Source organism: Candidatus Beckwithbacteria bacterium (genome assembly GCA_026397255.1).
GTDB lineage: Bacteria > Patescibacteriota > Microgenomatia > UBA1400 > CG1-02-47-37 > JAPLVF01.
Window position 1 is genome coordinate 18743 of the sequence record JAPLVF010000011.1, and the last position, 26147, is coordinate 44889.

Here is a 26147-nt window from a genome sequence, read left to right on the forward strand (position 1 = left end):
AATATGAAAAAAATTAAAGTAACAATCCAGGACGAAAACACACTAAAACTATTAGAAGATGCCCAAAGGGGTGACATAATCGATCTCAAATCGATACACGAAACGGATATAGATAAAACTACAATTGATATCCTAATCAAATCAATCAAAACTGATGAGTTTAATTCACAGCTAGAGGAAGCAAAACGCAATATCGAAAAAGAGAAGGGTCTTGAGGCTCAACTCAAAGAAAAAGACATTATTAATAGAGCGAAAGAAGCGCTTGCAAAGAAAGATCAGGAGATTGTCAATTTAAACACTAAAGTCGAAAACATTGCCAAACAGGTTGAATCGGATGCAAAAATTGAAGCCTTAGAAGAGAAAAAGTCTTTGGAAGATGGTTATCAGCAAAAATTGACTGAAAAAGAAGCTGAAATTCAAGAGATTAAACATCAAAAAGAACTAAATGAGCAAAAATACCAGGATCAACTCAAAGCGAGCGAAACTGCTTTAGTCTCTCTAAAAGAAATGCGGTCTAGAATGAGTACCAAAATGATTGGTGAATCATTAGAGGTTCACTGTGAGAACGAGTTTAATAGGCTTCGCCCGTTTGCTTTTCCTAAGGCTCAATTCGGAAAAGATAATCAACTTTCAACTTCGGGGTCCAAAGGAGACTATATCTATCGAGAACTTGACGATGACGGTAATGAAATTTTAACCATTATGTTTGAGATGAAAAATGAGGAAGATGAAACATCTACTAAACATAAAAATAAAGACTTTTTCAGGGAATTAGATAAAGATCGACGAGAAAAAAAATGTGAATATGCAGTACTTGTCAGCTTATTGGAAAAAGAAAACGAATATTATGACGATATTGTTACAGTGCCTGAATATCCATGCATGTTTGCCATAAGGCCTCAACATTTTATTACAATAATTGGGTTTTTACGCCAAGGTAATTTGAAATCTCAAGAATTGCGACTGACTATTCAAAATCTTAAAAATCAAAACATCGATGTAACCAATTTTGAATCCAATATAAATGCATTTAAGGATGCTTTTGCTAGAAATTATAACTTAGCTGCTGATCAATTTAGTAAAGCAATTGAAGAAATCGATAAGACTATTGATCATCTCAATAAGGTTAAAGAAAATTTGCTCAAATCAGACAATAACCTGAGATTAGCTAACAACAAAGCCACAGAACTTACAGTAAAAAGATTGACAGCTAACAGTCCAAGTGTTGCAAGGGCTTTTGCGGAAAAAGTCTAAATATGGATTACTTTAATGTTTTAGCAACGAAGATTAAATGAAATTAAGCTTTTAGAGAAATGGTTATTGGAATTTTATGAGAGTAGCTATACTAGAAAAAATATCTCGAGAACTCAGTAGTGGAATTGATACCGAACCGAAGACTCTATATATACTTGCTGAGATTAGAAAGTACATTGACGGTTACGATGAAGCGGAAAAAGAAAATTATCCCAACCTATACTTCTATTGCGATTGGGTTTTACACATTCAAATGGATCGAACTCCAACAAAAACACTTTTAAACAGATTCGAATCCCTTTTTTCAGGTATTACCGATCTGAAAGAAATATCAAGACTTTTTAAAGAACGAGAAAGAAATTTCTACCTGTTAGTAGATTTAAAAGAAGAACTACGAAATTTCCTAGTTAAAAACGGTTTATCATTGGATCTAATTGAAAATAATGGTAAATGGTTTAAGTTCAAAAAGCTGTTAACGGAAATACTCCTGGATTGTCCATTGGTGAATACAGGAGGTAGAGTAGGCAGGTTCGCTTATGAAAAAGGAGACGATGCGCAAACAAGGTTCAGGATTAAAATAGATAGGCTTGGATCCTTCAAAATTACTCTGAAAGAAAAATAGAAAGGCATTACATTTTTAACCTTCTCTGAAAGGCGGGGAAACTTTCGATTTCGTTACTCTGAACTTAACCTGTTGTCCTATTACCTTTTTATCTTCTTCGATTAATTCCCCTCTTGATACTTCTACTCTTAATGAAGCATAGAAGCCTAAAGCACGACCCCCAGTAGTTATATTTGGGTTTCCATATTGCCATTATTTAACAATAATTCCGTCAACTAAGAAGTTGTTATTTTCTGTTTCAAGGCTAAATCTTTCCATTGTGCGTGTTCGTTGTTTTATATACTTAGTTAATATCTTACTTTCCTTTATAAGGTATTTTTTAGTTTCAAAGACTCTTTTTGGTTCTATAAAATTACTCGATCGATATTCAACAGGTACTTTATATCGCATTACAGGATGAATATATTCCCCACAAATATTAAAGAATTTCCTTGTTTCTTTTGTTCCAAGGGTTATTATGAGCTCGGTATCGCGTGCTATTGTTGTTTTTGTATTAATATCGTATCTCTGTTTTAGGAAAGTTCTTAATATCTCAATGGAGGGCTCATTAAAGCAATTTGTACAGATTTTAATAGCTTTTCTGTCACCATCAACAAAAGATCCATCGTCTTGATACCAAATAGCTAGAACAAGGGGGGAAATATCTATGTCTTTGGGGACTTTATGTTTCTTTGTTCCTTGATAGAAATCAATATATCTTTGTCTAAACGTAGTGCTTAAAAATGTTTCTAGATATAAACCTCCCCGTTTGTGCTTTCCCATTGTTTTAACTTTAAAATAACTAGATTTCCACAGTAAATAGTCGTCTTGTTCTTTACAATGGGTTTCCCTATATTGAAATTTTTCATTGCCTATTCTTCTTAAACATCCATCACCAAGTAATCCACCTAAAATAATTTCTTTTTGGATATCGCTCGGTTGCCATTCTTTAATCAATAAAAGGATACTATCACCGACATTTATCTCTCCAACTGTTTTATAACCATTTGGTGTTAATATTTGTTGTTCTGGAGTACAGGCGAATCTTGCTCTTCCATTTCCTTCGCACTTAGTTGAATAAAGTTGAATGAAATATTCTGCTTTACTATTATGAATCCAGTTTAATATCGGTTTTGGCTCAATACTGTTTGTATCTGTGTTTAACGTTAGTATATTCGCTTTAACCCTGTTATTTACGAGATAACCAATCTTCTTTGTTGTTCTGTCTTCTAGAACGACTTTGGCATCATAGTGAAAATATGCGCATTTTTCATTATTTAGATTATTCATATAGGAAACCGTAAAAATCGGTTCCCTATGAATGCCAATTCAGAGAGATACTAGAGAGGTTTTTAACCTCCTAAGCTATCCCATGGGTTTAGGATTATAGGTAGCGCATTTTGAAGAGAAGTAGTTTTAGAGGATATATTTATCCGGTTTTTACTTTACTTCTGCACAAAGCCGTAATTGATAACTACTTCCACGAGGGATACTGAAGCTGAAACTGTGTCTATTTACTTAATACTGGTACAGGTATTTTCCAAAATCTTCCATTGTTTGCCTCCACTACGGTATAATTAGTTTGCATTTTTAATAAGTCTTGTAATACTTGTAACTGAACCTTAACTCGTGCTAACGCTTCTCTAGGGAATAGCTGATACAGAACGTTCGGCGGGCTTTGGAGCCAACCATTTTTAGCCTAAAACTTTTAACTTGCAAAAACATTATTTTTGGAGTAGATTGCGGCTAATGAATGTAGAAAGTTTAGCAGAGGTAGCTCGAGGTCTCACGCCTGTGGGTAAGGGAATTTTAGCTGCTGATGAAAGTTCCGGTACAATAGAGAAAAGATTTAATACCATTGGGGTGATTTCTACAGAAGAAAATAGACGAGCGTATAGAGAATTACTGTTTACTGCGCCAGGAATGGAGCGGTATATAAGCGGCGTCATTCTGTTTGACGAAACAATAAAACAAAGTACACGCGGGGGTGTTTTATTTCCCGACCTTCTCACACAAAAAGGTGTCAAGCCTGGGATAAAAGTTGATCAGGGGCTTGAGCCCTTGGGAGAAAACGGCGAAAAGGTTACGAAAGGATTGGAAGGTCTTCCCGAAAGATTGGCAGAGTATGCGGCTCTGGGAGCTGTATTTACGAAATGGAGGGCAGTCATAAACATTGGAAATGGTGCACCCACCGATGCCGCAATTGCCAGAAATGCTGAAGGATTGGCAAAATATGCAGCATTTTCTCAAGCAGCCGGATTGGTTCCAATCGTAGAGCCAGAGGTTCTCATGGATGGTGACCATTCAATAAAGATGTGTCGGGAAGTTTCAATAGCTACTTTAACAAAGGTTTTTGCTTCGTTAAAAGATCACGATGTAGACCTTTCCGGTATGCTCCTTAAACCAAGCATGGTTCTTCCCGGAAAGAATTCCCCCGATCAAGTTGATGACGAAGAAATTGCTAGACAAACAATAGAGGTGCTGTTGGCGACCGTTCCCCGTTCGGTTCCCGGCATAGTTTTTTTATCAGGAGGACAAAATCCTCAAGAGGCAACAAGAAGATTAAACGCAATGAATAGAATGTTTAGGGATAAAGTTCCTTGGCAGCTTAGCTTTTCTTATGGACGCGCTCTTCAGGAGCCGGTACTCCGGGCATGGGTGGGGAAGCCCGAGAACGTAATAGCCGCTCAAAAGGCTTTCATAAAGCGGGCGTGGTTAAACAGCTCTGCACGTTTCGGAATGTATAAACCCGGAATGGAGGGGTAGTGTTGATTAACACAATTAAAATTCGTGTTAGTTCATGGCGGGGGAGCTGAGGCTAATTTTGTGCACCACGCGGTTTAGGTGTTATGCTAGAATGAAATCATGAAAAGATACCCCCTTAGTCTGTATGTAACTGGCGTTATTATCGTTCTCGCAATTATTAATTTTATTGTGTGGTTGTGGTTTATTGGTAGAGGGATGAGCATAGGTATCTTTTCCGCTGGTTTCTTGATAGGGATGTTAGCAATGTATATAGCTGTACATTTTTATCGGTGGAAGTAGACCCTATTCATACGTGGCTGGGCGTTGGCTTAGGTAGAAGATAGAACCATTTGACCTGACGACTTCTTAATTTCTTCCCATTTACTCTTAACTGACTCCATTTGAACAGTATCCTGTAAAGCTAATAATATCCTATCCAAGGCTGCTATAATTATTTCAGAACTGAGGAGTTATTAATGAAGATTATTTTTCGCACGCAGTTTGTTTTACTCCAATTCCTAAAAGAACTTGTTGGGGATTTTGGGGATTGGCAAATAAAGCAACGTGGTAAGTATTGGCATTGGTAATTACGGTCACGGTATCGTTTGGTTTTTGGTTCGCCAGAGCATGAGTTAATTCGTCTTTATTTCCAACACAATTTGTAGTCCGCACAATTTTTCTTTAGTAGGCTTGAGAAAGGAATTCACATACTAATTATATGCAGACTAACTAAAAAACTTCCAGACGATGATAATTCCTATGATGGCGCCAACGCCGCTGAAAAAAATTGAGGAAAAGGAAATTAAATTTGTTCCCCAGAGAGCCGGTAGGTAAGCGCCGATTATCGATCCGATAAAGGCCGCTAGGTAATAAAGAGTTTTTGTAGACACAGCTAATTTTATACCTCCAGGTGTATAGTAAGATATGTTGATTTTAATCTTGTTTTTGATTGTTGGGTCGATTCTTGTCTATATCTCAAAATTTAATTTCATGTTAGTTTCAGTTAATTTAGGGTTGTATGTTTTTAAGGATGTTTCCCTCTTTTATGTAATGGTTGGTTCGTTGCTGACGGGTTTGGTTCTATCTTATTTGGTTTATTTTGTCCACACGATTTCTAACTCTTTTAAATTTCGGGGTAAAGATAAGGAAATTAAGAAAGAAAAGGATGAAGTGCTGGAGTTAACCAAACGAGTGCACCAGTTGGAGTTGGAAAACGAAAAACTAAAACATAAGTCAAATTCTGAACCAGACGACAGAAACGCTTTGTGAAAAATCTCTTAGCCAAAATCTATAAAATTTTACATCTTTCTAAGGGATTGCAATTATTTGTCATGCGTTTTTTTCAAGATAAATTTCTAGTTGGGGTGACAGGAATTATTTTTAATGACAAAAATGAAGTACTGCTTTTCAAGCATACTTATCGATCGCATGCCTGGAGTTTACCGGGTGGCTACTTAAAGAGCGGGGAGCATCCGTGCGAAGCCCTGGAAAGAGAAATTAAAGAGGAGTCGGGACTGGTCGTCAGCGTGGATGAATCGCTGAAAACCCGGACCGATCGGGAGAGCGCCCGTCTGGATATGTGCTACATCGGTGTTTTAATTGGCGGCGATTTTAAACCAACTCACGAAGTATCTGAATATGGTTGGTTTACCCAAGACAAACTGCCTTTGCTTCGAAAAAATCAGGTGTTTTTGATTGATGAAGCGCTGAAACAGCGGAAACTATCGAATTCTACTTAGAAGCGCGAAAGATAAGCGTCATCGAGAGGATTACTTTTTGACCTGCCAATTCATACGGAGCCAATCTTCCCTCCGCGTTCGGCATTTCCGTCTCTGGGATTTTTTCAATATAACCGCCCAAGTTTTGTACCCCAACAGATCCTTGATCACCCGAACCAATAGAATCAATAATTAATGCCCCCCTTTCATTACCTGCGCTAATGATGAAAAAGTGTGGCTGGTCGTGCGCCCAGGCCCGTAGGAGCAAAACTCCACTCTTACTAAGGGTAGTTACAAAATAGTTGGGCCAGTCAGACTCGTGGGCAGCCGAGCTGCAATGATCATCACAATAAGGTATCAAAGGACGTGTTGATATTGACAAACCGTTTTCTTGGCCAAGATAATCAATTGCCGACCAAAGTTGATAATCGCTCATGGGGCCATCTGCTTGTATAGGCGGCATTTTTTCTTTAAGTTTATTGTAGACATTAGCTATGGTAATGTCAGGAACCTTACCAGTCTCGAAATAGGTAAACATTTTTAATATAGTGGCAATAACTGCCTCACCACATCTGACACTACGGTTTTCAGTACCGACAATTCCTTCATACTGGGTATCGTCAAATTGGGACGTAAGAATGACTCTTCCGCTTGAATCTAGCGGTTTTGTAAAAAAGTCGGGATTGGCTAATAAAGATTTGCGTTTTTCCTCAGTTAGAGGTTCCCAGCTTTTTGTTGGTTCTTGGGTGGTTGCAGCTTCAGTCGCAATTGAGATTGATGTTGGTGTATCAAAAGGAGCGAAGGTTGGGGTTTCGATTGTCAAAGTCGGAAAAGTGTTTGTTGGAGTTGCCTCAGGTGTGGTGGGCGAGGCCTTACATCCAGTCTGGCTGGCAATAAGGGCAAGCACGCTAAGAGTATTTATCAAAGAAAGTTCTTTCATGCAGCTGATTATACTCTACATTATAGGATTAATTTATACTATCGTTGGTGCTTTACAAGTAGTATAACTAGTTGTAGTGTATGAAGTATGACAACTAAGCAGAGAATAACTCTATTTATTAATCCGGCGATTGTTAAACAGGCTCGGGCTCAGGCGGTCGTTGAGGAATTAACTTTGACTAATCTTGTAGAAAAAGCCCTGACTAACTACTTACCAACGCAAACAGTAATTAAGAAAGCTGAAATTAATAAAAATTAAAGAAAGTGAGAGAGATATGTTACAACAACAAACACAGACAGGAGAAGAAGCCCAGGTTAAGACAGGGTCTCCCCAAAAAGCCTACCAAACAAAAAAGGCAATTTTTCGTACCTATCAAGTCATTTGGTACATTCTAGGGGTAATTGAGGTGGTTCTGGCATTTAGAGTTCTGTTTAAACTTCTTGGGGCAAGCACCCAGAGCGGATTTACCAGTTTCATCTATGCAATCAGCAGCCCCTTAGCTTTGCCGTTTGCGGGAATATTAGGGAAAACAGGAGTTTCAGGAATGATCCTGGAATGGTCAACGCTAATTGCTATGGCAGTTTATGCCGTGATTGCTTATGGAATTGTGGCGCTTTTTCAACTAGTTAAGCCCACGAATCAAGAGGAAGTAGAAGAAACAGTTGATAATCAATAAAAATACAGGAGGTGAGAAGAATATGACAACCATTATAAATACGCCTCCGGCTACTAAAGAGTCGGGAGGAAATATGGGAATGATCATTGGGTTGATTGTTCTGATTGTTGTGGTCTATCTGTTTTTTATGTTCGGACTGCCGGCGATTAGACGCGTGCAAGTCGGAGCGCCGCAGATTAATATACCGAGCAAAATAGACGTAAATATTAATCAGCCGAATCAATAAATTCTATAAAGAGAGGAAGTGAGAGATATGGGGTTATTAGATTTCATCATTATATTGTTAGTGATTTCCTGGTTGGGAGGATTTTCTCTCAAGATTGGCGGCGGGCTAATTCATTTACTGTTGGTGATTGCCGTAATTATTCTGATTGTCCGTCTTTTAGGGTAAAAAGGAGGTGAAAAAATATGAGTCTATCTTTTACAAATTTAAGCCCTTTGGCTTCATTGGTATTCGGGATATTAATTCTGATGTTTCCGAAATTTCTTAATTATTTAATAGCGGTTTACCTGATTATTATTGGAATTATCGGATTAGGATTAATAAAATGATAGCGGGAAAGCTTTATACGCAGCAGGAAGTAGATGTTTTGTTGGAGAAAAGAGAAGAGAAGCAAGAGGGGCAGGTGGTAAATAAACAAAAAAGACTGAATAGCAAGGCGGTGGAAAATTTGGTTAAAAAATCCAATCGGATATTGGTAAGCATCTCTTCTCATGCATTTCCTTTGGATATTTTTCCCGACACCATTAATATTGAAGAGGGAAGAATTATCGAGGGGTTAAGGATTTTTGAAAATAAACAAATAGACACTTTTAACTACACCAAGAAAGAACTGATCGCTAAGCTGGAAGAGTTAAGTACGACAAGAATAGTGACGTAAATCTTGACTGTTGGGGTTAGATTAGGAATACTGATAGTAATGATGGAAAGCTTTGGATATGCATTGAAAGGGATTGTTCAGGGATTTAAAGGGCGGAATTTTAAAATTCAACTGGGAGTGACAATGGTGGTGCTGGCGGCTTCGATTGGGCTGAAGATTTCGACAATTGAGTGGTTGGTAGTTTTATTGTTGATAGGAATGGTTTTAACAGCGGAATTATTTAATAGCAGTATTGAAGAATTGGCTAATATTGTCCGCGATAGCAATAAATTTGGTCAGGGAGCGACCAAGTTGGTGCGGGACTTGGCGGCAGGAGCAGTATTAGTAATGGCACTGACAGCGGCAGTGGTGGGTTTAATAATATTTTTGCCTAAGATATTGATGTTGTTTCGATAAAGCCAAATTAGGCCGGTTAACCACAAAATCATAAAAATACCAAATCCTTGCCAGACCAATTTTTTATTAAATGATTGATGCTCTTGACGAAAAAATCTTCTTTTGTATTCGATGTAGGCGATGGTTATGGTTAGCCAAGCCGTGCTGGTAGAGAGGCCGGCCAGAACATCGGTGGACCAATGGACGCCTAAATAGATCCGGGAGAAGGCTAACAGTAAGATAAAAATTGAACCTAAAATTAGAATACTGATTTTTTCCCATTTTTTTTGAAAATGCCTGACCCAAAAGTAAGTGAGCAGGCCGTAAAAGACAACGGCAAAATAACTGTGGCCGCTGGGAAAAGCAAACCCATGTTCGACAATTAAGGCGTTTTCCACCGGCGGCCGGGGGCGGGCAGTGAGAAGTTTTGTCAGCTCGACTAAAATCCAAGCGCTAGTGTTGCTGATTAACATGGTTAATAAGTAACGTCTTTTTTTGGCGGCCAAGAGAAGAAGAGAGGCCAGCAGGGTACCCCAGAGGAGCATTTGCCAGTTAGCGGTGAGACTGATTAAAAGCATGAGTTTATTTAAGATGGGTGTTCTTAAATGTTGGATAAATAAATTGATGGGTTGGTCAAAAAGAATTAAACCGTCTTTATCGATAAAATTATCGGCTAACTTGATGGTAGTTAATAGCGCGGTCGCGAATAAACCGGCTAACAGTAACCATGATTCGCTCCGTTTAATTTTTATCCAAAACATAAGTAATTATAGTATAAAACGAATGACTCTCGACTTGCATAAATAGAGGGCGATGTTTAAGATAAGGAATGAAGCAAAAAGGCTTAATTTTATTGTTAATTTTGAGCGGGTTAACATTTTCAGGCTGTAGTTCAAAAATATCAACAAAAGTTAGCAATAGTCCGGTGGCCATTGCTGAAAAGGTGGGAAAGTGTCAGCCGGGAGAGGTGAGTTTGGAGAATTACGGCGACAAAGGAAAAAGATTAAGCAATTGTTTTGTGGAATATCCGGGCGAGCCGACGCGGCAGGACAAGAGTTACTACGTAGTGGAAGATATTTGCGGCCAGTTTGCCAAAGAGTTTGTGGAAAATGCCTTAGGAAGAACTATTGTAAGAATTGAGCCGGAAAAAATCAGCGGACTGTACAATTGCTCTTATTATTTGGACGACAAGGAATACGTGATGTTGGTATTGGATTATTTAACGATTGCTAATCAGAAAATCGGCCAGGAAGCAATGGGAAGAACAACCAAAGAAGAACCGCGAATTCCGATGCGCAACATGGTGGTGTATCAGGAAAACGGGGTGGTTAATACGATTTACCTGGTGTTAGGAGATGAAAAATTTATCAGCATTGAGCGGTCTTCCGGCAGTAATTTAAGCACGGAAGAACTGATTAATTTTGCCAGCAAGATTGCCGAAGGGATAAAAAATTACAAGTAAAGGAGGGACATGCAGACAAATTCTTTAACCCAGCAAAATTTATTGAGGGCTTTCACGGGCGAGTCGCAGGCGAGAAATAAGTATACAGTTTTTGCCAAGATGGCCAGAAAAGAGAATTTGGAATGGGTGGCTCGAGTATTTGAGGAAACAGCGGAAAACGAACGAGTCCACGCCGAAGAATTATTTGAGCAGATTAAGGGGGAAGTAAAGGCGCAGGCAGAATTAGAAATAAAGGCTTATAGTCAAACGATTGATAATTTGAAAGTGGCGGCAGCGGGAGAAAAATTTGAATGGACAAAGATGTATCCGGATTTTGAAAAACAGGCGATTAGCGATAAAGAGCCGGAGTCGATTAGGCTGTTCGGCAGCTTAAAAAAAGTGGAAGAAAAACACGAAGAAAGATACATCATTATTGCTCATAAACTAGACAGCAAAACTTTGTATGACAGCGACGCGGAACTGGAGTGGAAGTGTGTTAATTGCGGCTATATCTATAAAGGCAAGCGGCCGCCGGAAAAATGCCCGGTCTGCCAGAAACCATTTAGTTGGTACATGCCATTAGGGTTGGTAAGATAAAGCGGCACCTAAGGCGGTAGCGTAAGCGGCATCAGGAAAGAAAAGCGGCTGGAGTTGAAAAAGGGCGCAAACTTGGCGTAAATAATTTTGAATTAACTTATTGGTGGCTAAGCGGCCGACAAAGACGAGATTGTTTTCCTGAGTGGATTTGGCGGCCAAACAACTGGTCATAGCGATAGTTTCACTAACTAAGCAGATAATCCCGGCGGCTATGTCTTCTTTTTTGGTGGACTTTAATTTGCCGAAATTAGCGGCGGTGGCCTCAGGGGGCAATAAGCCGATACCATGGTTGAGAATATCACCAACGGTTAAATTAACCTGAGTTTTATCTCCGGTTTGAGCGAGTTTAAACACGATTTCCGGCTGATCGGTTTTTAGGATAAGTTTGGCTAAGCCTATCAGGGTGCCGCCGCCAATGCCGGTGCCGCCGAGGTGGACAGACGGTTGGTTGGTTTTAGCCAAGGAAACACTGGTGCCGGTGCCGCAGCTGACTACAACAGCTTGGGTGAGCGAGGCAAGAAATAAGGCTCCCTGACAAACGCAGTCAAGTTCGTTTTTGTCCTGAGCGACAACTTTTTGATCAAAAGAAGGGAGAGAATCAAGCCAAGAGGAAGAAAATTCCGAACGAGAAACGGATTGGTTAAAGACAATTTTTTTGTTATCAATAATAACGGCATCAACAAAGGAAGCACCACGATCCAAACCGAGAATTTTCATAAGTTAATATTATATAGTATACTTTCTAAAGTATGACTAAACTTAAAGTAGTTAATATCAAGTGCGGCGGCTGTGAGAACAGCATTAAGAGGATACTGGGAAAGCAGGGTTTGACTGAAATTAAAGTCAGTCCGGAAACTCAAACTGTTGAATTTAATGGCGATGAAGTCGTGGCCCGAAAAATCTTGACCGGTATGGGTTATCCGGCCGCGGACAGTCCGGAAGCTAAGAGTTTGTTGAAAAAAGCCCAGTCTTATGTTTCCTGCTTGATCGGCAGGATTAAAAAATAACACAATCGATTAAAATAGCCGGTTATGAAGCGGTTAGGACTTAGTTTAATTATATTATTGGTTTTCATAGGAGTGGGAGTAATGATTTCACGGCCAAAACCAGTTCAACCCGTGGGGGTCATTAGTCCCAGCCCAAGCCCCAGCTTGAGTCCTAGTCCCAGCCCTAGCCCGTTGAGTTTTAGTGAAATGAATCAGCTTTATGGTCCGTGCGCGTGGGCGCCGAGCCTGATGTATCATCATATTGCCAAAGAAGCGGCAAATTTGACGGTGACCACGGAATGGTTCAGAAAACAGATGGAGTATTTAAGAGACCATGGTTATACGGTAATCGGAGCGGGAGAGTTAGTGGCTTGGTTTGACCAAGGACAAGGATTAGGGAAGAAAGCGGTTTTGTTGACTTTTGATGATGCCTATGAGGACTTTTTTAGCGAGGCGTATCCAATTTTAAAAGAATTTGGTTTTAAAGCGACTGTGTTTGTGCCGACCGGTTTAGTCAATAATCCGGGTTATTTGTCTTGGGACCAGATTCGAGAGATGAGCCAGTCAGGGCTCGTGACTTTTGGTAACCACACTTGGTCGCACAATAATTTAGGGGGGAATAGGGAGACCGTGAATAACGAGATTGGTTTGGCAGATACACAACTGACAGAACACGGTTTAAATTCACCGAAACTTTTGGCCTATCCTTACGGATCGGCTTGGGGGTTGGCAGAAACAGTGGCCGGGGAAAAAGGCTATTTGTTGGGTTTTACGACCCAACCCGGTTCGATTTTATGTAAAAAAATGAGATTAGAGTTACCGCGGACAAGAATCGGGAATGCTTCACTGGCGGCTTACGGTTTTTAAGGTAAAAATAAAAAATTCAGTATTTTTATCCTGCCAGGCGGTCGGAGACAGGCCGGCTTTGAGGCAGAGTTGGGTGACAAATTCTTTTGGTTCGGGTAATTCTTTCCAGACTTGAGGTAAAAACAGGGCTCGCTTGCCGGACTGTTCAATTACTAGCCCCGGTTTATCTTTGGAAAGAAAACTTAACAGGCTGGCAGTAGATTTAGGGTGATAGGGTTTTAGGGGTGTTAGCACCGAAACTTCTAGCGTCAGGCGGGGCAGTTCGTCTTGAGTAACTGGGTTAAACCGCCAGTCAGCAGTTGCCGCTTCAATGGCATTCCGGATGATATTTTTCTCCAGCGGTTCAAAGGCTTCCGGCGTGCCAATACAACCTCTTAGCCTACCGTTGATATAAAGTGTCACAAAGCAGGCGCCGACTGGTTTTTTTGGTTTAATTTCCAACACCTGTTCGGTTTTGAGGTAATGGCTGATGGCGCGGAAAGCCAATTCTTCGTTATTCATAAAAACCAAGACTAGCATAACCGACAACCTGAGATTTGTCACCGGAAGCTGAAGCGGAAGTATCATAGCAAAGCAGCTGGGGGAGCCAATGTTTGGTTTTAGCAATACCTAAGAGGATTTGAATGGCCGTAGTGCCGCAAGCGACATTATCATGGTCAGCAAAGTACCCGGAATTTAATTTTAAAATGGCATCAATTGTGGTTTGGTCGGTTTTATTGGCAACTGTTTCCGGTAAATAATGAGAGAGGTCAGAAGAAACTAAAAAAATCGAATCAGGGTAAGCTTTAATCAGATAATCGGCCGTTTCTTGATGGCTTAGCTCACCGGTTAAAAAAGCCGTAAAAGAAAATTCCGGCAAGCAAAATTGTAGAAAGGGTAGTTGGACTTCCAGACAGTGTTCCAGCTGATGCGGCTGGTTGTTTAAAAAATCCTTGGCAGGAAGATGGGCGATTTTCCCTAGTGGTGTTTGCCAGAACTTGTCAGTAGAGCCGGCTAAACCGGAAAAATAACCATGATGCGATGGGCCAAGTAAAACAAAATGCTGGTTTTTAGTGGGCTTTAATTGTTTAAAGCCCCAGGCGGCAGTTGGGCCGGAATAAATATAGCCGGCGTGGGGCAGGATCAGGGCTTTAGGGTTTAGGGCAATAGGGCGAGAGTGAGAAAAATAATTTTTCAAAAGTGTTTTTAGCCCGAGAGGATTATCGGGATAGAAACTGCCGGCGACAGCCGCTTGTCTAGTGCCAGACGCCATAAATTTTATAGCCGCAGTTACTACAGCGGCCGGTTTTGGTATTTAAATTCTCGATTTGACCGACATAATGGCTGCGGGAGATCAGCAGGATTTGACAGTGGGGGCAGATCGTCGAGGAGTGTTTCGGGTCAAAAACATTGCCGATGTAGATATAATGCAAACCGGACTTTTTACCAATCTGACAAGCTTTGATTAAAGTGGAATGAGGCGTGACTGGAATATCAGTCATTTTATAGTCCGGGTGGAAAGCGGAAAGGTGCCAGGGAATATCCGGAGAGATCTGATATAAAAATTTAGCAATTTGGGTTAACTCTTTGACAGAATCGTTATGGTTGGGAATGATCAAGGTGGTAATTTCGGTGGCAATGCCGGACTGGAAAAAGCGCTTAATATTGGCCTTTACCGGTTCGATTTTAGCCTTACAAATCGTTTGGTAAAACTTAGCGGAAAAACTTTTTAAGTCAATATTAATGGCGTCCAAATATGGTTTTAAATAATTAAACGTTTCGACAGACTCAAAACCATTGGAAACATAGACGTTTTTCAAGCCTTTCTTTTTGGCTAAAACAGCGGTGTCATGAGCAAATTCCACAAAAATCGCCGGTTCATTGTAAGTGTAGGCAATACCGGAAGCGTGTTGGGATAAGGCCAGGTCCACCAGTTCTTCAGGAGTAATTTTAGTGGTATTGATTTTCAGACCGGTTTTGTTTCCCTGGCTTTGCTCCCAGTTTTGGCAAAAAGTGCAAGCAAAGTTGCAGCCGACCGTGCCGAAAGAAAGGAGGTTAGAGCCGGGTAAGAAATGATAGAGCGGTTTTTTCTCAACCGGATCGAGCGCCGGGCCGACGATTTGACCGTAAACCAAAGAATAAAGCCGGCCGTTTTTATTTAAGCGGGTGGCGCAGACGCCTAAGTTCCCAGGAGCGATGCGGCAATACCAAGAACAAGCCTGGCATTGGACGACTCCACCACTCAGTTTTTTAAATACTTTTGCTGCTTTCACATTTTTTCAAAAATTTCATTTTTTTTGACAAAGCTTTGGAGTAAATCATAAACCCGGCCGAATTCTTTTTGAGAAACATTTTGTTTGACTGCTTCTAATTTGATAGTAATTTGATCCGGGCTTAAGTCATAACTGTACCAGCCTTCTTGAGTGTAGAGTTTTTTGGGAGGGTAAAGGAATTGATTGCTGGCTAACTTCTTGTCGACGGGGAAGCGGGGATAATGGACTAGGTAGGTAAAAATTTGCGGCCGGAGGGAATTTTCATTGAGAACTTTTTCAAGAAATAAATAAGCAGCATGGTGGTCAGGGTGAATGTCTCTAGGATGGGGGGCAATAATGACAGTAGGATTAAAAGATTGAATAATTTCATTCAGATCGTTGACAACATTGGTGCCGGTATAAAGCTGCCCGGATTTATATGTGCCGCTGTATGGATTGTAAGTAAATTCCGTGCCCTTAGAAGCATAGGGATTGGAAGGGTCATAATATTTATTAAACATCGGAGTTAGGCCTTGGTCAGGGTAGCCTAAAAAAATAAGATTATCAGCGGTTAAACCTAAAACGGCCGTGGCCGCCTTGGCTTCAGACATTCTTTGCTCGCCCAGACTGACAAATTCATTGGGGCTGAGTTTAAGATTTCTATTTTCTTTAATGACAGCGCTGAGACTATTGTCGCCGTTAGTCAGATAAACAATCTTAATAGCGGCACCGGTTTTAAGGGCATGGTTAATAATTCCGGCAGAACTGATAACTTCATCGTCGACATGGGGTGCCAGGATCAAAATCCGGTCATGGTTGGTTAGATCGGGAAATCGGGCTAACTGGCCTTTAGATAAGAAAAAGCTAAGTAGGGCGCCAAACCCAAAAAACCAAAATCCCCAGATAATAAAGACAATAATAATTAGGCGTCGGTGGCGATGGTTAATTTTTTTTAGCCAACGGAAAAAGCTGGACATAATGAATTTTATCACGGTATAATTCAAAAATGATAAAACTTTTTGAACCGACAAAGGATTTGGAGATAGAAGAGGACATATTCAAGACAGAAATTAAAGGATTATGGTATATTGCCAGAAAGCAATTCAGCGATGAAAGAGGTTTTTTTACAGAAGTAGCCCAGACTTATAAATTGGAAAAAGTATTAGGGCGGCAGTTTGTGGTAAAACAGATTAATCATTCCCGGTCAATAACCAATGTGGTAAGGGGAATGCATGCCGAAGATTGGAAAAAAGTGATTACGGTAACGAATGGTGCGGCTTTCTGCGCCTTGGCCGATGTCCGGCCAGAGTCCGCCACTTTCGGTAAAGTGGTTAACTTTAAATTAGGGTTCGGAGAGGAATTTTTAACCGGATCATTGCTGGTGGAAGAAGAAATTGCCAATTCTTTTTGCGTGTTAAAGGGGCCGGTGGATTATGTTTATTGCGTTGACCGGCTTTACGGTCAGCGGGATCCAAAAGGGGATGTGGCGATTTCTTTGTTTGATCCGGACTTAAAGATTGAGTGGCCGATTAAAAGAGAAGAGATGATTTTAAGCCAGAGAGATAAGAACTCAATTACTTTGCGGCAAAGGTTTCCGGAGAAGTTTAAGTGAGATAATAAAGAGCGTCAGCATAACCAATTGGCAGGCAAGACAGACGGGGCAGAGGACATTTTCCATAAATATTTCCAAATAAGTTAGGCGCAGGCAAAAAAGCATGCCAAACGTGCTCATAAACAAGTGAAGTTTGAGCAACTTCATTAAAGAGGCGTAGAGAATTAAAATATAGCCGATTAGGCCGACTAAAGAGACGGGAATGCCGAAAAGAGTCGCCAGGTTGCCTTTAGTGACGGCCTCACAATTAACGGTTTGACTGATGTTGCAGAGACCGGAAGGGATGACTGCCAGATAGTTGTAAAATAAATAGCTGGCTAACAGAATGCCAATGAGGCAAAGAATAACGGAAAGTTTCATAACTTTATTATTATAAATATTTATTGTACAATCAAGACGTAAGTTTTCGCAGGTGTCTTTTGGTTGCCAGTCGGTTGCCAAGGGATTCTGCTTTTGAGGGGTGGTGAGATAAGTAAATGAAGTTATACGTAGGCAATCTAGATTACACCGTTACTGGCGATGCGTTAGCGCAGTTGTTTGGTGAGTGTGGTCAAGTAATTCAAGCAGTAGTAATTTCTGACAGAAATACAGGCCGTTCAAAAGGTTTTGGTTTCGTAGAAATGGCTGACGAGGATGCAAAAAAAGCCATGCAAAAATTTAACGAATTTGACTTTCAAGGTAGAAAGTTAAGAGTTAATGAAGCTAGGCCGTTGCAGCCAAGACAAGATTTTCGACCCAGAAATCACTAATAGTTAATAAAGAATGACTCCAAGTAAGTCAACTTTTTGGTTAACATTGGGAATGTTTTTACTGGTGTTAATACCGGTGATAATTTGGGGCTTGGTTAGCACCAAATCAGCGGTTAAACCAGGACAATACGACAATTTGGCTAAATGCTTGACCCAGTCGGGTGCCAAAATGTTTGGCGCTTATTGGTGTACGCATTGCCAAAATCAAAAACGAAGCTTTGGGGATTCTTTCCAGTATATTAAGTACGTGGAATGTGCTTTAGCGGTAGGAAATGAGCCAGCCCAAGAATGTAAAGACGCCGGGATTAAGGTATATCCGACGTGGATTTTTGGCAACGGCGAGAGAGTGGAGGGGGAAATGAGTGTTGAACAATTGATGCAAAAAAGCAGTTGCCAAATTTAAGGAGGTGAGATAAGTAATGAAAAAGCTATTATTTCTCGGGTTAGCGGCGTTATTATTAACAGGCTGTCTACAAAAAAAGACAGCCGTAACTACCCCTGAAGAAAAACCCAGTAAAGTGGAAGAATTTACCGGTAACTTACTAAAGGCGATGGGGTCAGGTCTGCCAATAAAGTGTGATTGGCAGAAAGATACCAGTCAAGCGACGGCTTATATTAAAGGCAAACAGATGTTCATTGAAACGACCCACGCGGAGAGAACAGGATACATTATTCTGAAAGATAATTGTTTTTGGACTTGGAATAAAGGAGAACCGACAGGAATGAAACTTTGTTCTGAACCGGCCGCGTCAGATGAAAATAAATTCCAGGGAATTGATTGGAGCCAGGAATACAACTGTGGCCCGGCAATATTTGGTGATGATAAATTTGTGCCGCCGAATGAAATTAAGTTTACTGACCTGGGAGAGATGATGAAAGGGGCTGGGCAATGAGCGTCGGGCTGTTTCAGACAAAAGAATATGGCGAAATTTTCGCCAAGAATTTTTGTGATCCAAAAAATATTATTGATGGGATTTGGGAAATTTATGAGGATAAATTGGTTTTGTTGGGGATGAAGCCGGTGTTACCCCACTTCGCCGAGGCTTCGCGGGGCGAGGGTGGTCAGGAAGTAACTGATTATGCGAAAACGGATATTAAACAGTTACCGACGGGGTATAAAAAAATTCAGTTGGATTATGTGAGGGAGGATAGTGAAACATACACCCACTTCGCTAAAAGCTTCGCTAGGGTCACGAAGCAGGAGGTTTCTCCCTATATTGAGTTACCGAGTTCTTGGGAAGAGTATTTGGGCGGATTGGAAAGAAAATATCGAAAAGAATTAAAGAGAAAATTTAAACGCCTAGGGGAAACAGAATATCAGGTGGTGACCGAGAAAAATATAGATGAATTTGTCCGGTTGCACCGTTTGTCTGATCCGGCGAAAAATAAGTTTATGAGTGAGCCAATGGCAAAGTTTTTTAAAGATGTGGTTGAGGCAAAAATTCCGGGTTGGAAGGTGTCTTTAAACTTTTTAAAGATAGAAGATAAATATGCCGCCGGAATAATGAGCTTTGAGAATCAAGACGAGTGGTGGTTGTATAACTCCGGTTATGGCCCGGAATTTAGTTTTTACAGTGTGGGGTTATTGTTAAAAGCCCTGAGTATTAAACAGGCGATTGAGGCGGGTAAGAAAAAATATGATTTTTTGCGCGGCAGCGAGCGGTATAAATACGAGTTGGGAGGGAAAAATTTACAGTTATACAAGATAGAAATAGAGCTTTAGAGCTTGGTAATTTCGGCAATGATGGCCTGGTGGTCGGAAAGTCCGGTTTGGAGATAAATATTTTTAACCAGGTATTGGGGACTAGAAAACAGGCCATCAACCACTAATTGGAGCGGGCCGGCCTGGTGGAGTTGGGGATCAATAGTCGTGGTGATATTGAGGGGAAGACTATCATGATATAAAGAGGCCAGGGTGGTCCAAGTTTTTTGGCCGCGGGGGGCGTTAAAGTCACCACAAAGCACAAATTCGGGAATAGTTTTAAGAATGTCTAGAAGTTTTTGCAGTGGTTTTGCCTGAATTTGGTCGGCGGTTTCCGGTTTGGCCCAAGTAAAATGAGCGTTGGCAACAGTAAACGATTGGTGGTTTTTGGTAACAGTGGTCCAAAGCAGGGCGCGTCCGGAAGAGCCGGGGCCGGTATAAGTCAGAAGGGGCTTGGCTTGGCCGAAATAATATTGATGCTGGGTGTTGGTTAGGGATAAACGGGAGAGAATTGCCATGCCCCAGACTTCTTTTTGCAGGTTACCGGAGTGATAATTTTCTTGTTCGCTAAGATACCAGAGGGGGACAAAGGCGGCTTTGAGGCTAAGCGCTGTTTCCAGATACGCGACGTCTTTTTGGAAAACTTCTTGAAGACAAACAATGTCCGCTTCGGCCTTTTTTAAAAAGGGGATAACCAGTTGAAAGTGTTTTCTGGCCTCGATATTTAAAGAGATAAGTTTAAGAGACATAGATAAATTATACTATGATATAATTCGTCTTATCCTGCCAGAAAGCAGGATTTTTTATGGCAATATCGGAACATCTCAGAGAAAAAGCGGAACATGTCTTGGGAGAAAGTTTAACAGACAGATTAGTTTTGCCGGTGCAGATTATGCCGGAAAGATCCGGTGATCCGTTGGGGGAAGCTCTACCAAGTGGTTTACCGGCAGTTTTGGTATTTAGTGAAGCGGCAAAAAGAGAATATGAAAACGGTAACTTTAAGAATTTGCGCTTGGGTTATAAACGTATATTGAGTGAATTAAGAGGAGATAATAAGGGGAAGCTTGGATTTTTTGTGGAGGTGGGAGACTCGGATTGTTTGGCCATTGGCGAAGTTGATAAAGAGGGAGTAAAAATTAATCTTAAAGAAGGAGGATTTGTAAAATTTGATCCAGAGAAACAAAAGTTAGGATTGAAAATTATTACCGGAAGAGAGGCAAGAAACACGATTAATGATTTTTGGGCAGAGCGGTTTATGATTAATCTTGAGGGTGAAGCTGTTCAGTCGATAGATCCAAGAATAGAAAAACTACAGGAAGAGATTGGTTTAGTGGATAGGACGCGAGAGAATATTAATAGGGTTTTTGAAAGAGAATGGATGAGTCCAAATTATGGTTCAGCCAGATTGTGGGGAATAAAGACCGAGGTGGATGGGGAAACAGTAGAATTACCAGTGTTGGTGATGACTGAGTCAGGGAAGCAGATTAGTCAGCAGTTGCGGCCAAAGATTCTAGTGGAGGAGGCGGGTCAAATTACAACTTTGGATATAGAAATTATTCCCGGTAAAAGAGGGCAAGTGAGGGCGAGGAAGGATGGGGATGAGGTTGATTTATTTGATAATTTAGGCACCAATTTTTTATCCGCCAGTGATATAGCTAACAATAAACTGGCAAACATGAGAGATACGGAAAGACTTAGAGCGGTTGGAATTTTTGTTTCAGAAAGATTTGGCAGTTTGCGCACGGCATTGCTTCAAGTCAATTTAGAAAAACAAACACTGAGGGTGTTTGATGAGAAAGGGTGGCTAAAAGACGCGGCAAAATTAAAGGAGCAAATACAGATGATTGAGGCTGAAGCAGAGAAAAATAAAGCCAGGATAGTTGATTTAGATAATGAGGAGACATTGAAGACAGCAGCGTGGCTAGAGAATGGAGACCTTAATTTATTTGATTATCTGGATAGAAGGCTGGGAGGAGGTTGGGGAGAAAGGGTAAAAGATGGAGTTGTTGGGGAAAAGCGGTCGGCATTTTGGGAAAATAAAGATAATCAGGCGGTAGTGAAGGGAATTGCCTGGAAGGCGGGATATTTTTATAAAAACTCATTGCATAATTACAGTTATGGTTCAGTGATGTCAACGCAAGACGAGGGTAAAATTGTGACAACGCACATGAGGGTAGATATTAAAGGTGTCTCGAGTCGGGGATTGACTGAGGATAGATTGGAGTCAGCGGGGAATAAGGAAGACGGGGTAGATGTAGAAATATATGTGCTTCTGGATAAAACAATTAAAGTGCATGTTGGCAATCAGGCTAAAGATTTGAAACAGCCAGAAGAAAAACAGTTTTGGCTGAAGGTGTTGGCGGGAATGAAAATAGATCATTCCTGAGTATTTTTAGTGAACGGAATTCAGTTATTAACTTGATATGACAATAATTATTCCCAAGGTGCGTCGCCGTAGATAATGACTTTTGTGCCGGGGTTTTCACTAGAAGCGAGGAGACTGGTTTTATCCCGCAGTTCAGGATTAGCCCAATAATAAAACAGGGCGACTTCTTCGGTTTTCATAGAGACATTGGGAAAGTAATAAGCTGAGGTTTGACCTAAAACCGCATTTATATTATATAATGAAAAAACATAAAGTATGAAAACAGTGGCTCTAACTTTACAAAGATATTTAGCCTTAAGGTTAAACTTGGTGATTTATTTGGCAGGATTTTTAATTCCCCTTATTTTTACTCATCCGCAGGTGGTAACCGGAACAATTGTTAATGCTTTAATTTTTACGGTGGCGGATAGATTAAGCAAAAAAGCCCTGTGGCCGATTTTGATCCTGCCCAGTTTGGGGGCGGTCAGCCGGGGACTGCTGTTTGGGCCGCAGACATTTTTCCTGATTTACTTTCTGCCGTTTATTTGGCTGGGGAATTATGTTCAAGTGACAGTGTTTGGTTTAACGAAAGGACAAAGCTATGGTTTGAGAATAGGCGGAGCGGCAGTAGCTAAATATATCGTGCTAGTGGGTATTGCCAATATTTATTTTAGGTTGAATATTGTGCCGCAATTGTTCGTGATGTCGATGGGGGCAATTCAATTAATAACTGCCTGTTTAGGAGGGTTGGTAGCAAAATGTCTGAAGTCGATCGCTTAATTCAAGCCTTAACTGAGAAAAAGAAGTTGGTGGCAATGATGGCCCCGTCTTTTCCGATTGTTTTTGCTTACCCGGGTATTATTGCCAGTTTAAAAAAGTTAGGATTTAGCTATTTTATTGAGGTGTCGGTCGGAGCCAAAAAAACTAACGAAGAATTACTGGAACTAATGAGAAAAAATCCGGAAGGACGGTATATTACCAGTCCCTGTCCGACGATCGTCCGGATGGTCAGGAAGCAAATGCCTCAGTATGCTAAATACTTTACGACTGGAGTGGATTCGCCGATGGTGGCGACGGCTAAGATTGCGGCGGAAAAGTTTCCAGGCTGCCAACCGGTCTTTATCGGGCCGTGTATTGTGAAAAAATTGGAAGCGGTGGAAGACCATCCGGAACTGAATATTTTAGTGATTACGTACGAAGAGCTAAGGCAGGTTTTTGACCATTTTAAGATAAATATTCAAGAGAAAGGCGGGGAAAACGACAGATTTGATCTGGCAGAGACAGGTTTAACCAGAATTTATCCGGTGGATGGGGGGTTGTCCCACAGCAGCGGGGTGATGCAAAAATTTTCCGGGGGGGAAGTTAAGGTGGTGTCGGGGTGGGAAAATTGCCAGCAGGCAATTAAAGATTTTAATACAGATCCTAAGCTCAGGTTGCTGGATATTTTGTTTTGCGAAGGCGGATGCATCGGCGGGCCGGGGATAAAGAGCAGTTTAACGATAGAGGAGCGGATGAAGAAAATTCTGGATTATTACGCGAAAAATGCTTAAGATAGGTTAATGGTGAATTTACAGCCGATTTTAAATAACAAGGGAAAAATTATCATTGCGGCGTTGGACCATAGGGAGTCATTAAAAAAACTTTTACCGGAACCAGAAATGGCGGGGTTTAAAAAAAGACTGACAGAATTATTATTACCGGAGGTATCGGCAATTTTACTGGATCCGGAGTATGGCCAAGAAGCAGCCAAATTAGTGACCAACAAGGCACTAATTTATAATTTGGAAGAATCGGGAAAATGTAAGGAAAAATTAAGTTTGCACCCGAATTGGGGAGTAAAACAGGCAAAAGCAGCCGGGGCGGTGGGGGCAAAATTGTTGTGGTATTATCGCGTGGAGGAGAAAGAAGCAGTGAAAAAAATCGGGGAAGAATGTAAAAAAGAGGAAATGATTTTTTTACTGGAGGTGATGGATTGTCCCGAGGCGGAGTTAGAAGGGCTTGGGGCGGATATTTTAAAGTTAAAGTTTCCGGGGGCAAAAGTGAAAACGCCATGGGTGTTACTCTCGCTTGGAGTAGGGTTTGAAGAGTACAAAGAACAGGTAAAAATTAGCTGCCAAAACGGGGCGCGCGGAATTGCGGTCGGGCGGGCGCTGTGGCAGGATCAGGTGAATAACTTGAACGAAAAAATAATCAAATCCAGAATTAAACAGTTGGTGGAAATTGTTAACGGTTATGAATAAAAAGACGATCAGAGACATTGATTTAAGAGGGAAAAAGATTTTATTGCGGGTGGATTACAATGTGGCTTTGGAGAATGGGCAAGTGGCAGATGAGTTAAGAATCAGTCAAACAATTCCGACAATTGAGTATTTATTAAAACAAGACTGTCGGATAATTTTAATGTCACACTTAGGACGACCGGAAGGAAAAGTGATACCGGAATTATCTTTAAAGCCAGTAGTTGAATGTTTGGCCAAATTCCTGCAAAAAGAAGTAAGCTTTGGAGAGCCGAAAGGTAAAATTAGTTTGTTGGAAAACCTGCGGTTTAACCCGGGGGAAGAAGCAAACACTGCAGATTTTAGCCGCCAGTTGGCAAATTTAGGAGAAGTGTTTGTTAATGATGCTTTTGGGGTTTGCCATCGGGCGCAGGCGTCAACGGTGGGAGTGACAAAATTTTTACCGGCGGTGGCGGGGTTATTACTGGAGCAAGAAGTGGACATTATCATTAAAGCAATGGAGAAGCCTCAAAGACCGTTAGTGGTAATCGTCGGCGGGGCTAAACTGGAGACAAAAATAGGGTTGATTAAGAAATTACTGATAAAAGCAGATCAGTTGTTAGTCGGCGGGGCGGTAGCTAATAAACTAATGGAAGATGTTGATAGTCAGCTGGCAAACGGAGAGAAAATGAGGTTGCCGGTTGACGGAGTTTGGGAAGAAAAGATAATGAGGGATATTGGACCAAAGACGCGAGAGTTGTTTGGAGAAATAATCGGCCGGGCCAAGACAATTATTTGGAATGGGCCGATGGGAATGTTTGAAAAACCTAAATTTTCCCAAGGCACGGAGTTTATTTATCAGTCAATTAAAAAGAATCGACAGGCCTTATCGATTGTGGGTGGAGGGGACACGTTGGCGGCGTTAAATAAAAATAAAGATTATGTCAAAAGTTTTACTCATGTTTCGACCGGCGGCGGAGCGATGTTGGAATTGATTGAAAAGGGGAGCTTGCCGGGGATTGATGTCTTGATGGACAAGTAGTTTTGTGGTAAACTCCGACTATATTAGGAGGAGTACTACATGCTTAAAATTTCCAGAGAGGTGGATTTAGGGTTGCTGTTAATGGCGGAACTTTACGAAAAAAAGTCGTTAAGTTTGTCGGAGTGGGCGAAAGAGAAGAAGCTGCCATATAGGTTTTTAAGCAAGATTGCGGTGAAGCTAAAAAAAGCGGGGTTAATTAAAAGCCGAGAGGGAAGAGAGGGCGGCTATTGGTTGAATAAAAAAGTCAAAGTGGGAGAGATTTTTAAGGCAATTGAAGGAAAAAAGGGAGTGGTGGCGTGTCTGCAGGGGCAGACATGCGCGGCGGCCAAGTTTTGCCATCAGCGAAAAGTGCTGGTGAAATTAAATCAAGTTTTGGAAAAACAGTTAAATCAGATGAATTTGGAAGAGTTATGTTAAAAGTGCAAAATTTAAAAGTAAAAGTGCAAAATAAATTAATTCTAGACGGGATTAATTTGCAAATTGAGCGGGGAGAAATTGTCGCTTTAATGGGGCCGAACGGCAGTGGGAAAAGTAGTTTGGCGAACGCCATAATGGGAAACCCGAGCTATCAGTTAGTGAGCGGACAAGCCTCACTTGACGGGGAAAATTTATTGAATTTGGGCCCGGATAAACGGGCAAAAATAGGCTTATTTTTGGCGTGGCAGAATCCGATCGGCATCAGGGGGGTGACGGTGGGGCAGATAGTAAGAAAGCCAAGAAAAGAGTTGTTGTTAGCGGCGAAAGATTTAAAAATTAAGCCGGAGTTTTTAGAAAGAGAGATTAATGTGGGTTTTTCCGGCGGAGAAAAGAAAAAGCTGGAAATTTTACAACTGATAATGTTGAAGCCAAAGTATGCGATTTTGGACGAGATTGATTCGGGGTTGGATATTGACGCCTTAAAATTACTAGGGGAAATTAAACAGAAAAAATTAGGAATTTTGCTGATTACACATTACACCAGAATTTTTAAATACTTAAAACCGGATAGGGTTTTAGTAATGAAAGAGGGAAGAATTGTTAAAAGCGGCGGAAAAGAGCTGATAAAAATTATTGAGAAAGACGGTTATGGTAATTTTTGACTCGGTAAAGATAAATTATCGTGCTCACGCGTGCCCGAAGGGCAACATGATTGCGCGCGAAATTTACATT

At 40.9% G+C, this 26147-nt stretch carries 40 protein-coding genes; 27 read left to right on the forward strand and 13 right to left on the reverse strand.

The genetic code is table 11. The features are described 5' to 3' along the window. Positions 1 to 3: 3 nt before the first annotated feature. Complete coding sequence (locus NTZ93_02020) at positions 4 to 1254, forward strand: DUF2130 domain-containing protein (GenBank protein MCX6816611.1); 1251 nt, start codon at positions 4 to 6, stop codon at positions 1252 to 1254. A gap of 76 nt (positions 1255 to 1330) precedes the next feature. Beyond that, positions 1331 to 1876, forward strand: coding sequence for a hypothetical protein (locus NTZ93_02025; protein ID MCX6816612.1), 546 nt, complete (start codon positions 1331 to 1333; stop codon positions 1874 to 1876). 192 nt (positions 1877 to 2068) lie between these two features. On the opposite strand, the gene NTZ93_02030 is transcribed toward NTZ93_02025, so the two are convergent. Then, complete coding sequence (locus tag NTZ93_02030) at positions 2069 to 3145, reverse strand: hypothetical protein (GenBank protein MCX6816613.1); 1077 nt, start codon at positions 3143 to 3145, stop codon at positions 2069 to 2071. Between the two features lie 459 nt (positions 3146 to 3604). On the opposite strand from NTZ93_02030, the gene NTZ93_02035 reads away from it, so the two are divergent. Beyond that, complete coding sequence (locus NTZ93_02035; GenBank protein ID MCX6816614.1) at positions 3605 to 4621, forward strand: fructose-bisphosphate aldolase class I; 1017 nt, start codon at positions 3605 to 3607, stop codon at positions 4619 to 4621. Between the two features lie 462 nt (positions 4622 to 5083). Here NTZ93_02035 and NTZ93_02040 read toward each other — a convergent pair whose 3' ends face one another. Both NTZ93_02040 and NTZ93_02045 read right to left on the reverse strand, forming a co-directional pair. After that, entirely contained in the window at positions 5084 to 5272 is a 189-nt protein-coding gene (locus NTZ93_02040; GenBank protein MCX6816615.1) for a hypothetical protein, read from the reverse strand. A gap of 53 nt (positions 5273 to 5325) precedes the next feature. Then, positions 5326 to 5490 carry a hypothetical protein gene (locus NTZ93_02045; GenBank protein ID MCX6816616.1) on the reverse strand — a complete coding sequence of 55 codons (165 nt, stop codon included), beginning with the start codon at positions 5488 to 5490 and terminating at the stop codon, positions 5326 to 5328. Positions 5491 to 5524: 34 nt separating this feature from the next. Between NTZ93_02045 and NTZ93_02050 the strand changes: the two genes are divergently transcribed. Together NTZ93_02050 and NTZ93_02055 are read left to right on the forward strand one after the other, a co-directional pair. After that, positions 5525 to 5869, forward strand: a complete 345-nt coding sequence (locus NTZ93_02050; GenBank protein ID MCX6816617.1) for a lipopolysaccharide assembly protein LapA domain-containing protein — start codon at positions 5525 to 5527, stop codon at positions 5867 to 5869. Then, positions 5866 to 6339: an NUDIX domain-containing protein gene (locus NTZ93_02055; GenBank protein ID MCX6816618.1), complete on the forward strand. Its 474-nt coding sequence runs from the start codon at positions 5866 to 5868 to the stop codon at positions 6337 to 6339. Before NTZ93_02050 ends, NTZ93_02055 begins: the two co-directional genes overlap by 4 nt. Here the strand turns inward: NTZ93_02055 and NTZ93_02060 are convergent. After that, a complete protein-coding gene (locus NTZ93_02060) occupies positions 6332 to 7258 on the reverse strand; it encodes a hypothetical protein (protein MCX6816619.1) in 927 nt (308 codons plus the stop codon). The genes NTZ93_02055 and NTZ93_02060 overlap by 8 nt on opposite strands. Positions 7259 to 7345: 87 nt before the next feature. Between NTZ93_02060 and NTZ93_02065 the strand changes: the two genes are divergently transcribed. From NTZ93_02065 to NTZ93_02090, 6 genes are read left to right on the forward strand one after another with little or no spacing between them, the layout of a single operon-like run. Next, complete coding sequence (locus tag NTZ93_02065; protein ID MCX6816620.1) at positions 7346 to 7516, forward strand: hypothetical protein; 171 nt, start codon at positions 7346 to 7348, stop codon at positions 7514 to 7516. Between the two features lie 16 nt (positions 7517 to 7532). Continuing rightward, positions 7533 to 7934, forward strand: coding sequence for a YggT family protein (locus NTZ93_02070; protein MCX6816621.1), 402 nt, complete (start codon positions 7533 to 7535; stop codon positions 7932 to 7934). A 22-nt stretch (positions 7935 to 7956) separates the two neighbouring features. Beyond that, positions 7957 to 8160: a hypothetical protein gene (locus NTZ93_02075; GenBank protein ID MCX6816622.1), complete on the forward strand. Its 204-nt coding sequence runs from the start codon at positions 7957 to 7959 to the stop codon at positions 8158 to 8160. Between the two features lie 27 nt (positions 8161 to 8187). Beyond that, positions 8188 to 8325 (forward strand): lmo0937 family membrane protein, encoded by a 138-nt coding sequence (locus tag NTZ93_02080; GenBank protein ID MCX6816623.1) that lies wholly within the window; start codon positions 8188 to 8190, stop codon positions 8323 to 8325. A gap of 17 nt (positions 8326 to 8342) precedes the next feature. Beyond that, positions 8343 to 8486 (forward strand): DUF3096 domain-containing protein, encoded by a 144-nt coding sequence (locus NTZ93_02085; GenBank protein MCX6816624.1) that lies wholly within the window; start codon positions 8343 to 8345, stop codon positions 8484 to 8486. Next, positions 8483 to 8815 (forward strand): hypothetical protein, encoded by a 333-nt coding sequence (locus tag NTZ93_02090; protein MCX6816625.1) that lies wholly within the window; start codon positions 8483 to 8485, stop codon positions 8813 to 8815. Before NTZ93_02085 ends, NTZ93_02090 begins: the two co-directional genes overlap by 4 nt. A gap of 275 nt (positions 8816 to 9090) precedes the next feature. Here the strand turns inward: NTZ93_02090 and NTZ93_02095 are convergent, their stop codons facing one another. Next, positions 9091 to 9951, reverse strand: coding sequence for a phosphatase PAP2 family protein (locus tag NTZ93_02095; GenBank protein MCX6816626.1), 861 nt, complete (start codon positions 9949 to 9951; stop codon positions 9091 to 9093). Positions 9952 to 10019: 68 nt separating this feature from the next. Between NTZ93_02095 and NTZ93_02100 the strand changes: the two genes are divergently transcribed. Both NTZ93_02100 and NTZ93_02105 read left to right on the forward strand, forming a co-directional pair. Further along, complete coding sequence (locus tag NTZ93_02100) at positions 10020 to 10652, forward strand: hypothetical protein (GenBank protein ID MCX6816627.1); 633 nt, start codon at positions 10020 to 10022, stop codon at positions 10650 to 10652. Positions 10653 to 10661: 9 nt separating this feature from the next. After that, on the forward strand, positions 10662 to 11228 hold the full coding sequence (locus NTZ93_02105) for a ferritin-like domain-containing protein (protein ID MCX6816628.1): 567 nt from the start codon (positions 10662 to 10664) through the stop codon (positions 11226 to 11228). Here NTZ93_02105 and NTZ93_02110 read toward each other — a convergent pair. Then, a complete protein-coding gene (locus tag NTZ93_02110) occupies positions 11211 to 11945 on the reverse strand; it encodes a hypothetical protein (protein MCX6816629.1) in 735 nt (244 codons plus the stop codon). The two genes, NTZ93_02105 and NTZ93_02110, sit on opposite strands and share 18 nt — an antisense overlap. A gap of 32 nt (positions 11946 to 11977) precedes the next feature. On the opposite strand from NTZ93_02110, the gene NTZ93_02115 reads away from it, so the two are divergent. Further along, positions 11978 to 12235: a heavy metal-associated domain-containing protein gene (locus tag NTZ93_02115; protein MCX6816630.1), complete on the forward strand. Its 258-nt coding sequence runs from the start codon at positions 11978 to 11980 to the stop codon at positions 12233 to 12235. Positions 12236 to 12421: 186 nt separating this feature from the next. Then, entirely contained in the window at positions 12422 to 13081 is a 660-nt protein-coding gene (locus tag NTZ93_02120; GenBank protein MCX6816631.1) for a polysaccharide deacetylase family protein, read from the forward strand. Here NTZ93_02120 and amrA read toward each other — a convergent pair. Genes amrA through NTZ93_02140 form a run of 4 tightly spaced genes read right to left on the reverse strand, consistent with a single transcriptional unit; the run spans position 13058 to position 16289 of the window. Next, a complete protein-coding gene (amrA, locus tag NTZ93_02125) occupies positions 13058 to 13582 on the reverse strand; it encodes an AmmeMemoRadiSam system protein A (GenBank protein ID MCX6816632.1) in 525 nt (174 codons plus the stop codon). The two genes, NTZ93_02120 and amrA, sit on opposite strands and share 24 nt — an antisense overlap. Continuing rightward, positions 13575 to 14333, reverse strand: coding sequence for an AmmeMemoRadiSam system protein B (amrB, locus tag NTZ93_02130; protein ID MCX6816633.1), 759 nt, complete (start codon positions 14331 to 14333; stop codon positions 13575 to 13577). The genes amrA and amrB overlap by 8 nt, the downstream gene beginning before the upstream one ends. Further along, on the reverse strand, positions 14317 to 15333 hold the full coding sequence (amrS, locus tag NTZ93_02135) for an AmmeMemoRadiSam system radical SAM enzyme (protein MCX6816634.1): 1017 nt from the start codon (positions 15331 to 15333) through the stop codon (positions 14317 to 14319). Before amrS ends, amrB begins: the two co-directional genes overlap by 17 nt. Beyond that, positions 15330 to 16289 carry a PIG-L family deacetylase gene (locus tag NTZ93_02140; protein ID MCX6816635.1) on the reverse strand — a complete coding sequence of 320 codons (960 nt, stop codon included), beginning with the start codon at positions 16287 to 16289 and terminating at the stop codon, positions 15330 to 15332. The genes amrS and NTZ93_02140 overlap by 4 nt, the downstream gene beginning before the upstream one ends. Positions 16290 to 16318: 29 nt before the next feature. Here NTZ93_02140 and NTZ93_02145 point away from each other — a divergent pair, with 29 nt between their 5' ends. Further along, positions 16319 to 16924, forward strand: coding sequence for a dTDP-4-dehydrorhamnose 3,5-epimerase family protein (locus NTZ93_02145; GenBank protein ID MCX6816636.1), 606 nt, complete (start codon positions 16319 to 16321; stop codon positions 16922 to 16924). Here the strand turns inward: NTZ93_02145 and NTZ93_02150 are convergent. After that, positions 16883 to 17284 carry a vitamin K epoxide reductase family protein gene (locus NTZ93_02150; GenBank protein ID MCX6816637.1) on the reverse strand — a complete coding sequence of 134 codons (402 nt, stop codon included), beginning with the start codon at positions 17282 to 17284 and terminating at the stop codon, positions 16883 to 16885. The two genes, NTZ93_02145 and NTZ93_02150, sit on opposite strands and share 42 nt — an antisense overlap. A gap of 116 nt (positions 17285 to 17400) precedes the next feature. Between NTZ93_02150 and NTZ93_02155 the strand changes: the two genes are divergently transcribed. Genes NTZ93_02155 through NTZ93_02170 form a run of 4 tightly spaced genes read left to right on the forward strand, consistent with a single transcriptional unit; the run spans position 17401 to position 19396 of the window. Then, positions 17401 to 17673 (forward strand): RNA-binding protein, encoded by a 273-nt coding sequence (locus NTZ93_02155; protein MCX6816638.1) that lies wholly within the window; start codon positions 17401 to 17403, stop codon positions 17671 to 17673. A 13-nt stretch (positions 17674 to 17686) separates the two neighbouring features. Further along, positions 17687 to 18076 (forward strand): hypothetical protein, encoded by a 390-nt coding sequence (locus NTZ93_02160; GenBank protein MCX6816639.1) that lies wholly within the window; start codon positions 17687 to 17689, stop codon positions 18074 to 18076. Between the two features lie 16 nt (positions 18077 to 18092). Then, a complete protein-coding gene (locus NTZ93_02165) occupies positions 18093 to 18566 on the forward strand; it encodes a hypothetical protein (GenBank protein MCX6816640.1) in 474 nt (157 codons plus the stop codon). After that, positions 18563 to 19396 carry a GNAT family N-acetyltransferase gene (locus tag NTZ93_02170; GenBank protein MCX6816641.1) on the forward strand — a complete coding sequence of 278 codons (834 nt, stop codon included), beginning with the start codon at positions 18563 to 18565 and terminating at the stop codon, positions 19394 to 19396. Before NTZ93_02165 ends, NTZ93_02170 begins: the two co-directional genes overlap by 4 nt. Here NTZ93_02170 and NTZ93_02175 read toward each other — a convergent pair. Beyond that, positions 19393 to 20124 (reverse strand): endonuclease/exonuclease/phosphatase family protein, encoded by a 732-nt coding sequence (locus NTZ93_02175; GenBank protein ID MCX6816642.1) that lies wholly within the window; start codon positions 20122 to 20124, stop codon positions 19393 to 19395. The genes NTZ93_02170 and NTZ93_02175 overlap by 4 nt on opposite strands. A gap of 56 nt (positions 20125 to 20180) precedes the next feature. Between NTZ93_02175 and NTZ93_02180 the strand changes: the two genes are divergently transcribed. Beyond that, a complete protein-coding gene (locus NTZ93_02180) occupies positions 20181 to 21761 on the forward strand; it encodes a hypothetical protein (GenBank protein MCX6816643.1) in 1581 nt (526 codons plus the stop codon). A gap of 47 nt (positions 21762 to 21808) precedes the next feature. Here the strand turns inward: NTZ93_02180 and NTZ93_02185 are convergent, their stop codons facing one another. Then, entirely contained in the window at positions 21809 to 21940 is a 132-nt protein-coding gene (locus NTZ93_02185; GenBank protein ID MCX6816644.1) for a hypothetical protein, read from the reverse strand. 76 nt (positions 21941 to 22016) lie between these two features. Here NTZ93_02185 and NTZ93_02190 point away from each other — a divergent pair, with 76 nt between their 5' ends. From NTZ93_02190 to NTZ93_02215, 6 genes are read left to right on the forward strand one after another with little or no spacing between them, the layout of a single operon-like run. After that, positions 22017 to 22520, forward strand: a complete 504-nt coding sequence (locus tag NTZ93_02190; GenBank protein ID MCX6816645.1) for a hypothetical protein — start codon at positions 22017 to 22019, stop codon at positions 22518 to 22520. Then, positions 22499 to 23290, forward strand: coding sequence for a hypothetical protein (locus NTZ93_02195; GenBank protein ID MCX6816646.1), 792 nt, complete (start codon positions 22499 to 22501; stop codon positions 23288 to 23290). Before NTZ93_02190 ends, NTZ93_02195 begins: the two co-directional genes overlap by 22 nt. A 9-nt stretch (positions 23291 to 23299) precedes the next feature. After that, positions 23300 to 23980 carry a hypothetical protein gene (locus tag NTZ93_02200; protein MCX6816647.1) on the forward strand — a complete coding sequence of 227 codons (681 nt, stop codon included), beginning with the start codon at positions 23300 to 23302 and terminating at the stop codon, positions 23978 to 23980. Continuing rightward, positions 23973 to 24998, forward strand: coding sequence for a phosphoglycerate kinase (locus NTZ93_02205; GenBank protein MCX6816648.1), 1026 nt, complete (start codon positions 23973 to 23975; stop codon positions 24996 to 24998). Before NTZ93_02200 ends, NTZ93_02205 begins: the two co-directional genes overlap by 8 nt. A 39-nt stretch (positions 24999 to 25037) precedes the next feature. Beyond that, entirely contained in the window at positions 25038 to 25415 is a 378-nt protein-coding gene (locus NTZ93_02210) for an Rrf2 family transcriptional regulator (GenBank protein MCX6816649.1), read from the forward strand. Beyond that, entirely contained in the window at positions 25409 to 26077 is a 669-nt protein-coding gene (locus NTZ93_02215) for an ABC transporter ATP-binding protein (GenBank protein ID MCX6816650.1), read from the forward strand. The genes NTZ93_02210 and NTZ93_02215 overlap by 7 nt, the downstream gene beginning before the upstream one ends. The last annotated feature ends 70 nt before the right edge of the window (positions 26078 to 26147 follow it).